Raw genomic sequence first — 12,579 nt, 5'->3', positions numbered from 1 at the left:
GGCGCGATGGCAGAATGGCTATGCTGCGGATTGCAAATCCGTCGATCTCGGTTCGACTCCGGGTCGCGCCTCCACTTTTCGATAACTTCCCTGATGAAGCATCGACACTTAGCCCGAGTGGTGGAATCGGTAGACACAAGGGATTTAAAATCCCTCGACGGTAACGTCGTGACGGTTCAAGTCCGTCCTCGGGTACCATTCAAAGCAAGCGTTAATCTTCTTTATCTCCTCGCTGTTATTTCCTGCGCCCCAAGCCGACAGTTTTGTTTTTAGCTTGATTTTCCCTTGAACTTGGTTTTCTCTCTAGCTTGGTTTTCACTGCGCTGGCAGGCCGCTTATCTTTCTGGTTATTTTGCTAGCTTCACGCATACCGCAAAGGCCCGTATAAACCTGCAGATAACACATCTTGCTGCTACAGATTGGAATGAATAAATGGATTTTGAAACGCTGGACACCATAGCCGACGCCTACATTCCGTTGTTGGCGGGGCTCTATATGTTTGCTCTGGTTTGGACGCTGATCCAGCTGCCGGGACAAAGGCGAGCGGTAGGAGCATCGGCGCTGATATTGGCACTGATGCTTATTGCAGCCTACGGGCTGATGTTTCTCGACAATTGGCTGAAGCTTTGGCCTGGCTTTGGGCTTGATTACAGCACCCACACGGCGGTGTCGTTCAGCCTGGTGCAGGCGCTTTGTATGTTGAAACGGCGCCTGTGGCCGCTCTGGATGGGTTCTTTTATTGGCTACCTTGCATTGATGCTCTATCAGCAATACCACATGGTGGCAGACATGCTAACCACCCTGATAGCGCTTATCTGGCTGCCGCTGCTTATCAGTGCTGTACTCAGGCGCGGCTTTTACAAACGCTGATGAAGGCTGAATTGCGCATCAAAGCTGATAGCAGGGGTTCATTGCTTAAAACCGCGCAGATCCCGCGACCCGATTCAGCTATTCACCAGTTGTTTTAATGCGGGTGCCGGTTTAAAGCTTGGCTGGTTAAAACCATCAGCTTCCATCATCTCGCCAGTTTGTGGATTTCTGAACTGGCGCGGCAAATAATAGCGCAGCTCAAAGGTGCCAAACTGGGGTAGGTAGAGGGTTTCACCTTCTTCGATCGCGCGGGATATTTGCGCCAGAATTTCATCCAGCATTCGCTTGGCCTGGGGCTGAGTGAGGCCATTTTCCTTCGCCATCCGGCGGCAAAGATCTGTCTTGTTCATCCGATTTCTCCAACAACACAATGGAAAAGGGGCCAGTTATAACAGCTTGGGCGATGCATTCAAGGGTAAATCCCTGAATTTAAGTTGAATGCTGGCTTTCTATGCGACCCGGGACACTACAAGTCAGTCCAGTGACGTATGACAGCGGCGTTACCAGCTGCCATGATGTAAAGAGGGCGTGTTGGAAAGTCCGGGGAGCATAGATGACAAGACGGGTGATTTTTTGGCTGCTGCTCTTGCTGGTGCCCCAGGCACAGGGTGCTGAGGCCGAGTACAGCCGCCAGCTGATGCGCGATCAGGCAAGCTTGTTCATTCTTGCCAATCAGGGCGATGTACCTGCGTTGATGCCGTTAATGCAATCTTTTGATACCGATGAAGCTGCGCTGGAGCGCGACTTCAACACCCTTCGCGCGGCTTGGGCAAGCCTTGGTTTACTCGCAAACAACCCGGACCACACCTCAATATCTAAGCTCAGCCTGTCACAGCGCCTGATAGCGCTGGAACCCAATCCGCAGTATTTGGCGGTCACCAATCAAATTCGCCACCTGTTGTGGCTTGCCCAGTCACCCTGGCCGGCGTTGACTCTTGGCGGCTGGCTGCGGCCCGGGGACGAACATAGTCAGCTGCCGGCACTGGCTGACAAACTGTATGGATTTGGTGACTTGGCTGCGCTGCCGGAAAGCTCGCTGCGCCGCTATGAAGGCGACGTGGTGGAAGCAGTGAAGTCGTTTCAGCGCCGCCACGGGTTAAAAGACGATGGTATCGTCGGGGAGAAAACCCTGTATTGGCTCAATCAGGGGCCGCGGGCAAGGGCACGGATGTTGGCGCGGGATTACTTACAGCAAAGTGCGGAGCGGCGTCAGCTACCCGCCAGTATGGTGCTGGTGAATATCCCCGCATTTGAGCTGACGCTGATGGACGAGGGCACACCTGTGCTGCACTCGAGGGTGATTGTGGGTAAACCCAGTCGCAAAACACCGCTGATGGATAGCGAAATCAGTGCGGTGGTGGTGAACCCTTCCTGGCGGGTGCCCAAGCGGCTGATGCGATTCGATGTCTTGCCCAAGGTCAGAAAAGATGGCCACTATCTGGCTAAGAAAGGCTTTATCGTCTGGACCCGCGACGGTGAAGCGCTCAACGAAACTGACGAGTTTTATCAAAAAGCCGCCCACGGCAGCTTTCCTTACCGGCTTGAGCAGCGCCCCGGGCCCGACAATGCCCTGGGCCGCTTTAAGCTGCACTTTGCCAATGACGATAACGTGTATTTGCACGATACCCCGGATAAGCACCTGTTCGACAAATCCATGCGGGCCTTGTCATCCGGTTGTGTGCGGGTTGAGAAAATCGGCGAGCTCGCCGACTGGCTTGCCAGGCAGCGGGTGGCGGATCCGCGTCAGTGGCAAGCAACCCTCAATACCCCCGAACGAACCAAGTGGTTTACCCTCAAACAGCGCCTGCCGGTGCGTTTTGTCTATTGGACCAGCTGGATAGATAGCGAAGGAAAGGCGCAATTTCGCGATGATATCTATGGTTTAATACAAGATAATCAAGTTGTTGCCAGTCATCAGCCTTAAAAGTGTGAGCTAATTAACGGGTTTTACACTTTGTTTCAGTCAGGATTTTATCTCGCGTAAAGCTTGATCATATGGGGCTTTCGTTATACTTTTTGCCTGAGTTGTCCAAAAATAATACAAAGGTGACTGAGTGACAGATTTCTCTCCTGCGCGCAGGCAGTTAATGCTTGGGCTGGGCAGTGCAGCGATGGTTTCAATGATTTCTTCGCCGGCATTTGCCAGTCGTTCAACCCAAGGCAGCAGGATGCTGAGTATGTTAAACCTCCACACCCGGGAAGAAGGCAAGGGCGCCTACTGGATTGATGGCGAATATCAAAGGCCGATATTGACCGGGTTTGATCATCTTTTACGGGATCACCGTGCGAATGAAGCGGCTCCCATGGATAAGCGACTGTACGATTTGCTGTTTTACCTGCAGGAAAATCTAAAAAGTCGCGATACCATCCATATTATTTCAGGTTATCGCTCGCCGAAGACTAACGCCATGTTGGCCAAGAAAAGCGGCGGAGTGGCCAAAAAGAGCCTGCATATGGAAGGTAAAGCTATAGATATCGCCATTCCAGGGGTCCGCCTGGACAAGGTAAGAGACGCTGCGAAAGAGCTTAAGCTGGGTGGTGTTGGCTACTATCCACAATCAGGCTTTGTTCACGTGGATGTGGGACGGGTGCGCAGCTGGTAATGCTGTGAAACCAGCCCGATAGCTGTGGCATTAAACGGCCATAGTCAGTTAACAGGGAGCAACATCCGGTACGTAAGCTGGATTGCTCCCTTTTTAATTGCCAGTCCGACAGGGTGGTGGAAAGGACGCAGTAAAACTGTCTGAGGGATTGGGGGCGCTGCTTACCGCCGACACGATTGGCCAGCATATCCAGTTCGGCCACGCAGGCCATGGCTTCGGCGAGCAGTAAATCGATGGCATTAACGGAAATGGCCAGCGAATCGAACTTGTACTCAAGTCGATTCATCAGGGTATCCAGCAAAAGGCAGCTTCCCTGCCATTGGCGGGTTACCTCAATCAAGCACGCCGTGGATGAGGCCATGACAACACTCCGTCAATCTGATGCCAGAAGACTAGCAGTGGCTTATCCCATGAGATGTGACATAGATCACGCATCAACCCTTGGTAACCACAAGATTTTCCTTGCTGTTACAAATGCAAACTTTGGTTATCAAGTGGCCGAAATTGCTCGGGAAGTAACGCATTCCTTGCCGCCTTATGGGTGCTGTGTTAGACTTCGCGCGCTTTGGGATTTCCCGGGCAGGTGCTTATTGGTTGGTCGAAGACCGATTTGCATTTTAACTTTTTGATATGAGTGATAAAAACATGTCTTACACTATTACTGCACAAACCCGCACTGAGATCGGGAAAGGTTCGAGCCGCCGCCTGCGTCGTGAGGGTAAAGTTCCTGCTGTTATCTATGGTATCGGTAAAGAGCCAGTTGCCATCGTTTTCGAGCACAAGGACATCATCAACATCCAGACCAACGATGATTTCTACACCAGCGATCTGACCATCGTTCTGGACGGCAAAGAAGTGAAAGTACGCGCCCAGGCCATGCAGCGCCACGTGTTCAAGCCAATGATCGAGCACGTAGACTTCGTTTACGCCTAATCGACGGCTTTGCCGAGAAAAAGCGCCCCAGTGGCGCTTTTTTTGTGCCCGCTTTACGCCGTTTTCATCCTGATTGCGCCGTTTTCATCTTATTGTGCCGAATGTCACTGTCGATGGGCGTTCGTCATTTGAAATGGAACAATCGCTAGGGTGAGTGTGCCAGCTAATCGGCTCTTCTCACTTCACCTACGTCCAGGCGCCTGATAACCAAAGCTCCTGATAACCATGATGCCGATAAATATGGTTCAGCGCCGTATAGAAAGAAGAGATAGAGTTACCGGGCACCGTACATGGCTGCTGTCTATGGGGATAAAAAAGCCGACGGTTTAGCATCGGCCTTTGAGTATTCAGCTGAGCAAGTTTACAGGTCGAAGTTGTAATAGATATCCAGCGATTGGCCCAGGGTGCCAGATACGGTTTCCAGATACAGCTGCGACAGCAGGTAATAACGCACAGTCATTTCGTAGCCCGGGTTAAACACGCCCACCCCGTATTTCACCATCAGATCTTCACCTATGTAGCCGCTGATGGCCACCCGGCCTTCATCGTTGGCATCGAGCTGCACATTGGAGAAGCCGAACTTTTCAACCAGCGAGGTAGCGGTACTGCCGATATTGTTGATGGCGCCGCCTGACAGGGACGAGCTCAGCGACAGCGCCGCGCTCATCATCAGTGCATTGTTATCGCCGCTGCCATTGCTGTCGAAACCCTTGCCCTTGATGATGTACGACAGGATCTCAGCCTGCTCCTTGGATGGGTTGGAAAACAGGGTCACTTCCGGTGCCATGCCGGTGCCGGTTATGCGTACCCCGGCCACCAAATCTTCCTCTTTAATTTCGCGAATGGCTTCGATATTGAGGTTAGGCAGCTGCGGTGGCCCAACAAACTGTACTTCACCTTTGGGGATCTTCAGGGTCTGACCCATAAACTTGTAACTGCCGCTCACCACCTTCACATCGCCAAACAGCAGTGGCGGCTTAAAGGCTTGCTGCTGCAAACGTATGGTGCCGTCTAGTTTGCCCTTGAGGCCCATACCTTCAATTTTCACCTCATCGCCCACGCGAATGTTCAGATCGGCAATGATGCCGTAAGGGCTGGTCTTCTGCTCGGCGGCGGCGATGGAGTCATCGAATACCACATCGTTTGACACTGCCACGCCGCCTTCGGCGAGTTGCACTATCTTGATATGACCGGTGGGGATATTTACCGCGCCTTTGACATCCATGGTTTTGGCATCGAACACCAGCTTAAGATCCGGCGACACGTCCAGCAGCGCCATTGGCGGTACGATAACCGCAAGCTTGTTGCCTTTGACCAGCAACTCACCACTGAACTCGCCGCCGGGCCAGGCGATATTACCGCTAAGCTCACCCGGGCCGTCGCCCATCTGCCAGTCGCCGCGGACCATGGCGCGCTGTCCGGCAAAGTTCACATCCATGTCCACATCGCTGATAAGGGTAGGGTTGGCGCTGGCGGAGAAGGCGCCTTTGATAAGCCTTAAATCACCACTGACCTGTGGCTCCATCAGGTTACCACCCAGCATCAGATTGCTGGTGAGCTGGCCTTCGAGGGTATCGAGCTGAGGTAAAAACTCTTTAAGGGCTTCAAGCCTGATGCTGTCGAGGCGCACAAAACCATCGAGGGTGCGATCCGGCGTCACCTTCACACTGACTTCGCTCTCAAGGCTTGCCAGGGTGCCTGACAAAAAGCGCAGTCGGGTGCTTAGCGCCTCAGGCGTGAGACTGGCATTGAGACGCAGCTCTTCGTAGGCGACTTCCACAACCTGGCCTTTGGGCCTGCTGAGCAGCACCCTGCCCGGGGTAAAGGCCAACAGCAGCTCGCCGGTGGGTTTGCGTTTGGGCGACCAGGTGACGTTGGCATCCAGACTCGCATCGCCCTGCCAGTCTATGTTTTGTGGCAGTACCCGGTCGATGATGGCACCGGGTGCTCCCCTAAAGCTCAGGGCCACATCACCGGTTGCCCCGAGTTTGGCCGGACGGGCCAGACACAGGGCGCTGTTTTGTTGTACAAGGCAGGCATCGTTGAGGCTGCCACTGTTCTTATTCAGATCCCAACCAAATTCCATGTCCTTGGAGAGCTGCCAGTCACCGAATTCGCTGCCAATATTCAATCGGCTCAACACGGCACTGACTTGCTTGCGCTTATCATCAAACTCAGAGTGCAGCACTGTGTCCAGACGGAGATCGCCAAAGGTCTGGGCGCGCAGGCGTTGGCTGTTCATATCGCCTTTGCCGCCCAGGGTTATGGTCTCAAGCTTACGTTCGCCCACATTCAGCTGCTCTCCTTTGACGGAAAGCGCAAACTCATGATTGGCCTTGGGCTGATACATACCCTTGATATTCAGGCTCTCAAGGGTTGCGCCGCCGGCCTTGATGGCAACGCCCAGGGCTTCGAGGTTAACAAAGGGGTCTTGCTGGGCACCGCTCACGGTTAAGGTGGCGTTGAACTGGCCGGCAAGTTCCGGGGAGAGCAGCGACAGATCCGGGGCGCGGATGATGCCATCGAGTGCCCAATCCTTTTTCACATCGCCATTTATGTCGATTGTGGCGCCCATAGCGGCGAGAGAGAAGTCTTTGGCGCTGAGATGCAGCTCATGATCCACGCTCACATCGCCGCCCATGGTGACCGGGTAGCCATCGAGCTCACCGCGGATGTCGGTATCACTGAGTGCGATTTGCCAGCCCTTATCCAAACTTCCGCTGACCCGTAACTTGCCGTCCAGGCTGCCACTTGGCAGAGCGCCGGGGGTGGCCGCTTGATGCTGTGGGGCGGTTTGTTTCTCTTTTCCACTTTCTTTGGCGGCAACTGCTAAGTCAGTTACCGCGTCATTGGCTCCTTGCTGCACAGCTAAAGCCGGGTTTGCTGCGTCGACTGCTTCTGAAACCTCAGGCGCTTTGGCTTTGGCCGTATTTGCCGTATCAGTTTTGGCTGTTTTTGGCGCATCGACTTTGGCGGTATCGGCTTTCGCGCTGGCAGCGGGGTTCTCAGGCAATATGATGGCGGAGGGGGTGAGCTGCTGGAAGGCCACATTGGCATCCCAGCTCAGCGTCTTGGCATAGTCAAGGCTGCCATTTAACTGAATGTCACCCGGCTCACCGCTGATATTAAGTGACGCGATATTCAGCTTTTGGGCAGCGTTGGACAGCACCGCATCGAGATCCAGCGGCGTGTGGAACGGCGTGGTGACCTTTGTGCTTAGCTTGGCTTGCTGCGCATCCAAATCCCCGCTGGCATTCAGTTTAAGGTCGGTTGCCAGATACTCGGGTTGACTCAAAGGCCAGCCAGCCCGTGGGGCATCGAGCGTCAGGGTAAACGGCAGTTTCGGATCTGACAGGGCGGCGTCCAGCGCAAGGCGCAGCTCGGCAGAGCCTTTGGCGTCGACCTCGGCCTTGAGTGCGTCCATATTACCGTTTGCCACCAGGGTCAGCTGCTGCTTGCCAAGCTCGGGCATCAAAGAAGGCGAGTCGGTATCAAGCTTAAGCTTGATGGCAAGGGGGTAGTTTTTGCTGAGCTCAACCGTACCTTTAAGCTCAAGGTTTGCTTCATCGTGGCGCACCAGCAGTTCGGTTAAGGTCAGCTGGCTGCCTTCAAAGTCGGCCGCAGCGGTGATAAGGCTGAAGTGGTCCTTGCGTTCACCAAGGTTCAGGGTCGAGTTTTTTATCTCGGCCGTCTTGAGGTGAAGGTCCATCGGCAATTGGATTTCCGGCAGCGCCGCCAGCGGCCATGTGGATGTGGACGTGGCATCAGACTTGCCAGTCTCTTCCACCTTGGCGGTTTCAGCAGACACATCGGCCTTGGCGGCCTCATCAGAGGCTGCGGTGGTGGGAATGGCTATCAGCAGGCCATCGCTGCTGAGGAAGTCGACCCACAAACCGTCGTCCTGCCAGCGGGCGCCGGTTGCCAGCTGCGCGGCAGCAAAGGTCATGGCATCCAGGCGAACATTGACCCTGTTAATCTCGGCGCTGTCCAGTGCCAGGGTGATTGGCAACTTCAGTGGGCCGGATGCCTCTTCTGCTTCATTGCTGTCGGACTTTGGCAGCGCTGCGGTATCAACGGCCACATCCACATCGTCGAGGTTCAGCGCGTTGATACACACGCCTTTGGTCAGCAGGCAGGAAGGTTGCCACAGCAGTGACACCGCATCAGCCTTCACCTCGATACCTGGCATAGCGTAAGAAACTTCGCTCAGGGCCAGGTCGCGGTTTAAGGTGCCGCTTTGGTATTGGGCCGAAAAGCCCGGCACCAGTTTGGAAGCCAAACTTACCGCCATATGGGCGCCAAAGGGGGTGCCAAGCACCAGTGCCAGCACTACCAGCAGCGTCAGTGGCAGATAAATCGCGATACGGACAATTAACTTAAATAACCGCCAGGGGTGATACCAGGGCTTTTTGATGGGTGTTTCGGCTGCAGCCGGGCTTGGCACTGTTATATCCTGTGTCATAGCTCGCTCCCCATGGTCAGGTGAATACGCCAGGAGCGGTCAAGGGTTTCGGTCTCTTTAAGGCCTACGCCTATATCCAGCTTGATGGGGCCAATGGGCGATATCCAGTGCACCCCACCGCCAACGGCTACTACGGGTTCAAACTGGTCTTTATCGAAGGCGTTACCGGCATCGACAAAGCTGCCCAGGCGCCAGGATGGAGTCAGGTAATATTGATACTCAAGGCTGCCTACCGCCAGATACCGGCCGCCGACCACTTCGCGGCCTATGGTGCCGTCGGTGCCCGTGTACTCATAAAAAGGCCCAAGTTCCTGATAGGCATAGCCGCGAATACTCTGATCGCCACCGGCGAAAAATCGCAGTGACGGCGGCACCAGCGCCAGATCGGCGTCGGACACCAGATTGACACCAAAATCGGCGCGGGCAACCAGGCGGTGTTTGTCAAAGAAGGTATCAATCCATTTGAACTTGGCTTGAATACGGGTGAGGCGGGTTTCTGAGCCCAGACTGGGATCGGCATAGTCCACACTGTAAGAATGCCGGTAACCCCATTTGGGGTCGAGCGAGGCATCGCCGCGCACTGTACTGGAAAGGCTGACGCCGCCAAGCACGAAGCTAGGGTCGTAATCGGTATCCGACTGGGTATAGGCTTCTTTAATATAATCAAGCGAGTAGCCCCAAAGCCAGCCGCTTTTCAGCCGCTGGGTTCTGACAACCCCCAGCAGCCCCTTGCTCGATTCAAGTTGCCCTGTGTTGGTGAAGTCGAGCTTTTCCGGATCGTACACCTGGGTCACACCATACTTGTCACGCAGCAGCCCAAAACGGATTTTCAGCTGATCGTCCAGCGGATGGGTGAGCGGTATGGTGTAGGTGGTTAAAAACTTCGGCCTGTCAGGTGACCATTCGATACTGGTTTCCTGGGAGTGGCCATAACGGTTGATTTGCGGGGTACGCCAGGTGACCCGCACCCGTGGCTCAAATGAGCTGTCGGTGCTACTGCCAATATCGGCGCCAAGACCGAGTTCGATAGAATGGTCAGGGCGGTTTTCAAGCTCTACCCGCACTGGTACTTCTCCGTCCTGCGCCTTATCGAGCAGCGGCAACACCTTTACCGAGCGGAAATAGCCGGTTTCCTGCAGCTTACTGTTAAAGGTCGACAGCCTGCGGGTGGCGTAGGGGGTGTCGTTATCGAAGGGGATAAGCTTATCGAGAAAGCCTTCTTCGAGGGTATGGCCTTCAAAGCTCACATCGCCAAAGCGATAGCGATCGCCCGAGTTAAAATGCAGACTGATAGTGGCGCGGTTTTCGTCGCGGTTGACCCGGATCTCCGCCTTGGTATATTCGCCATCGAAGTAACCGCGGGACAGGGCGATGGCGCCAAGCTCCGCCTTCAGGCTTTCATATTGGCCGTGGTTGAGCACATCGCCCGGACGCAGACTCACGTTATCGAGCCAGCGGGAGAAACTCTCGTCCCTCAGCATATCGCCGCCAAAGCGGATATCCACCCAATCGATGCGGGTCGGTTCGCCGGATGTGACGGCAAGGGTAAGTTCCCAGGGGCCTTTTTCGCTGCGGGTCAACGATTGGCTGACGTCACTGTGGTAGTAACCCACGGATTGCATGGCGGCATCCACCGCATCGTCCACGTTAAATAAAAAGGCGCGGCGCTGCACATCGGTCTCGGGCAAGGTGCCCAGGTGAGCAATAATGTTTTTTTGCAGCGATTCATCTACGCCGGATACGGTGACGCGCAGCAGTGGGTCGGCTGCGTGGGCTGCCGGGAGCAGCAGGGAGGCAAATACCGCCGTCGAAGCGGTCAAAAAACGAGAGTTCAAGGGCGCAAAAGTCCTGGATCGCGGTCAATATTCCATTGGCTCCAATTGTCGCCTCAAGCGCCATTAACAGCAAGGTCGGGATTGAGTTTAAAACGTAAAATCGTTAAAAAGAACACAGGCTTGTCACACAAAAGCAGGATAAAAATGAACAAACAGCTCGCCCTCTTAACCCTGATGCTCAGCCTAGGAGCCACTATGCCTTCATCAGCCGACACCACGACGCCTTACGGTATTGCCATTCACGGTGGCGCCGGAACCATTTCCAAGGCCAAATTGACCGAAGAGCAGGAGCAGGCTTACCGGGATAAACTCGAAGAAGCCGTCAACGCCGGTCATAAGATCCTTGCCAAGGGAGGCGATAGCCTCGATGCCGTGAAAGCCGCTATCAATATTCTTGAAGACAGTCCGCTGTTTAATGCAGGCTACGGCGCGGTTTACACCTTCGACGGCGCCCACGAACTGGACGCGTCCGTGATGGATGGCAAGACCTTGAATGCCGGTGCTGTGGCCGGGGTAAAGCATATTAAAAACCCCATCGACTTGGCGCTGCTGGTGATGAATAAGTCAGACCACGTGATGCTTTCAGGCAGCGGCGCGGAAGAGTTTGCGCTGACCCAGGGGATGGCGCTGGTGCCGGCCAATACCTTTGATACCGATAGCCGTTATCAGCAGCTTTTGGATGCCAAGGCCAAAATCAAGGCGGCTGAAAGTGCTGACAAAGATTTTCATGCCTCGGCCACCAGTCTGGATCTGGATTACAAGTTCGGTACTGTCGGCGCCGTGGCGCTCGATAAAAATGGCAACCTGGCCGCAGGTACATCAACCGGTGGTATGACAGCCAAACGTTTCGGCCGGATTGGCGACTCGCCGGTGATTGGCGCGGGCACCTACGCCGAAAACGGCGTTTGCGCGGTGTCGGCCACCGGTCACGGTGAGTACTTCATCCGTTACCATGTTGCCGGTGATATCTGTGCCCGTATCAAGTACCAGCAAAAGAACGTGATTCAGGCCGCCGACGAAGTGATTAACCAGCGTCTGCAACAAGCCGGTGGCAGTGGTGGGGTGATTGCCATTGACGCTCAGGGCAATGTGGCCACGCCGTTCAACACCGAGGGCATGTACCGCGCCAGTCGGGTTGGCAAGGACGAGCCCGTTATCATGATTTGGCGTGATAAATAAGCTGTCGCGAGCTAGCTGTGTTTCAGGTAGGCCGCGAGTGCCTACCTGAGCGATTCAATACCTGCCGGATGCAGTTTTTAGCTTTGCAGATGCTGTTTTTGACGGTGCCAATCCCGCACTTTTCACTCGATTGAGGCAATCGATAAGCTTGACAGGCAACCTTTGTTGTTTTTTTCTACACTTGGAAGTGAAACTACTGACAGGGGAATGCCATGGATTCGATTAAAGTCAGGGAGCATATGGACAGGCAAGCCGTATTGCTCAAACCTGATATGACGCTTGCCACTGCGGTCGAGATGTTGCTTCAACATAAAAAGAACGGTGCACCGGTTGTCGATAACGCGCGCCATCTGGTGGGGTTTCTGTCCCAACAGGATTGTTTGGCTGTGATGCTCAAAAGCAGTTATCACTGTGATTTAACCGCCACCGTGGCTGACTGCATGCGTGCCGATGTGCTTTGGGTCAGCCCGGAAGACAGTATGCTGCGCCTCGCCGAGCAGATGACCGGCCCCAAGCCGAAAATCTACCCCGTGGTCGAAAACGGCCAGGTGATAGGCACCATTAACCGCACCAATGTGCTGGCTGCCATGAACACCTACATGCAGCAATGCTATCTTGCACCCGCTTAAGGCGCATGACTGCACAAAAAAGCCCCGGCCGCCGGGGCTTTTTTATACCCAAAGCCAACGCTTCTTGT

General features: G+C 54.6%; 10 protein-coding genes and 2 tRNA genes. 8 read left to right on the top strand and 4 right to left on the bottom strand.

The window, feature by feature from the left end; genetic code table 11:
* The 3 genes from MJ923_RS20715 to MJ923_RS20705 all read left to right on the top strand — a co-directional run bounded on the left by MJ923_RS20715 (position 1) and on the right by MJ923_RS20705 (position 870).
* A tRNA-Cys gene (locus tag MJ923_RS20715) sits at positions 1-74 on the top strand.
* Between the two features lie 37 nt (positions 75-111).
* Positions 112-198 (top strand) — tRNA-Leu (locus MJ923_RS20710).
* Positions 199-432: 234 nt separating this feature from the next.
* Positions 433-870, top strand: coding sequence for a hypothetical protein (locus MJ923_RS20705; RefSeq protein ID WP_240592681.1), 438 nt, complete (start codon positions 433-435; stop codon positions 868-870).
* A gap of 74 nt (positions 871-944) precedes the next feature.
* On the opposite strand, the gene MJ923_RS20700 is transcribed toward MJ923_RS20705, so the two are convergent.
* Positions 945-1,220 carry an HU family DNA-binding protein gene (locus MJ923_RS20700; protein WP_240592680.1) on the bottom strand — a complete coding sequence of 92 codons (276 nt, stop codon included), beginning with the start codon at positions 1,218-1,220 and terminating at the stop codon, positions 945-947.
* Positions 1,221-1,423: 203 nt separating this feature from the next.
* Between MJ923_RS20700 and MJ923_RS20695 the strand changes: the two genes are divergently transcribed.
* The gene (locus MJ923_RS20695) at positions 1,424-2,794 is read left to right on the top strand and encodes a L,D-transpeptidase family protein (protein ID WP_240592679.1); all 1,371 of its coding nucleotides are present in this window, start codon (positions 1,424-1,426) and stop codon (positions 2,792-2,794) included.
* Positions 2,795-2,924: 130 nt separating this feature from the next.
* The gene (mepK, locus tag MJ923_RS20690) at positions 2,925-3,473 is read left to right on the top strand and encodes a peptidoglycan L,D-endopeptidase MepK (protein ID WP_240592678.1); all 549 of its coding nucleotides are present in this window, start codon (positions 2,925-2,927) and stop codon (positions 3,471-3,473) included.
* Here mepK and MJ923_RS20685 read toward each other — a convergent pair.
* Positions 3,397-3,834 carry a hypothetical protein gene (locus MJ923_RS20685; RefSeq protein WP_240592677.1) on the bottom strand — a complete coding sequence of 146 codons (438 nt, stop codon included), beginning with the start codon at positions 3,832-3,834 and terminating at the stop codon, positions 3,397-3,399. The genes mepK and MJ923_RS20685 overlap by 77 nt on opposite strands.
* A gap of 284 nt (positions 3,835-4,118) precedes the next feature.
* Between MJ923_RS20685 and rplY the strand changes: the two genes are divergently transcribed.
* Complete coding sequence (gene rplY / locus MJ923_RS20680; protein WP_240592676.1) at positions 4,119-4,406, top strand: 50S ribosomal protein L25; 288 nt, start codon at positions 4,119-4,121, stop codon at positions 4,404-4,406.
* A gap of 361 nt (positions 4,407-4,767) precedes the next feature.
* Here rplY and MJ923_RS20675 read toward each other — a convergent pair whose 3' ends face one another.
* Entirely contained in the window at positions 4,768-8,868 is a 4,101-nt protein-coding gene (locus tag MJ923_RS20675) for a translocation/assembly module TamB domain-containing protein (protein ID WP_240592675.1), read from the bottom strand.
* Positions 8,865-10,703 carry an autotransporter assembly complex protein TamA gene (locus MJ923_RS20670; protein WP_476748703.1) on the bottom strand — a complete coding sequence of 613 codons (1,839 nt, stop codon included), beginning with the start codon at positions 10,701-10,703 and terminating at the stop codon, positions 8,865-8,867. Before MJ923_RS20670 ends, MJ923_RS20675 begins: the two co-directional genes overlap by 4 nt.
* A gap of 144 nt (positions 10,704-10,847) precedes the next feature.
* Here MJ923_RS20670 and MJ923_RS20665 point away from each other — a divergent pair, with 144 nt between their 5' ends.
* Positions 10,848-11,882, top strand: coding sequence for an isoaspartyl peptidase/L-asparaginase family protein (locus MJ923_RS20665; protein ID WP_240592674.1), 1,035 nt, complete (start codon positions 10,848-10,850; stop codon positions 11,880-11,882).
* Positions 11,883-12,094: 212 nt separating this feature from the next.
* Positions 12,095-12,511, top strand: a complete 417-nt coding sequence (locus MJ923_RS20660; protein ID WP_126166777.1) for a CBS domain-containing protein — start codon at positions 12,095-12,097, stop codon at positions 12,509-12,511.
* Positions 12,512-12,579 lie beyond the last annotated feature (68 nt).

The organism is Shewanella zhuhaiensis (assembly GCF_022484835.1).
GTDB classification, from domain to species: domain Bacteria; phylum Pseudomonadota; class Gammaproteobacteria; order Enterobacterales; family Shewanellaceae; genus Shewanella; species Shewanella khirikhana.
This window is presented reverse-complemented; position numbering and strand designations above follow the sequence as displayed.

What these genes read in the sequence shown, in the direction of transcription:
- MJ923_RS20705 (WP_240592681.1), top strand. Translation starts at nt 433, where the DNA reads ATGGATTTTGAAACGCTGGACACCATAGCCGACGCCTACATTCCGTTG.
- MJ923_RS20700 (WP_240592680.1), bottom strand. Translation starts at nt 1,220, where the DNA reads ATGAACAAGACAGATCTTTGCCGCCGGATGGCGAAGGAAAATGGCCTC.
- MJ923_RS20695 (WP_240592679.1), top strand. Translation starts at nt 1,424, where the DNA reads ATGACAAGACGGGTGATTTTTTGGCTGCTGCTCTTGCTGGTGCCCCAG.
- MJ923_RS20685 (WP_240592677.1), bottom strand. Translation starts at nt 3,834, where the DNA reads ATGGCCTCATCCACGGCGTGCTTGATTGAGGTAACCCGCCAATGGCAG.
- rplY (WP_240592676.1), top strand. Translation starts at nt 4,119, where the DNA reads ATGTCTTACACTATTACTGCACAAACCCGCACTGAGATCGGGAAAGGT.
- MJ923_RS20675 (WP_240592675.1), bottom strand. Translation starts at nt 8,868, where the DNA reads ATGACACAGGATATAACAGTGCCAAGCCCGGCTGCAGCCGAAACACCC.
- MJ923_RS20665 (WP_240592674.1), top strand. Translation starts at nt 10,848, where the DNA reads ATGAACAAACAGCTCGCCCTCTTAACCCTGATGCTCAGCCTAGGAGCC.
- MJ923_RS20660 (WP_126166777.1), top strand. Translation starts at nt 12,095, where the DNA reads ATGGATTCGATTAAAGTCAGGGAGCATATGGACAGGCAAGCCGTATTG.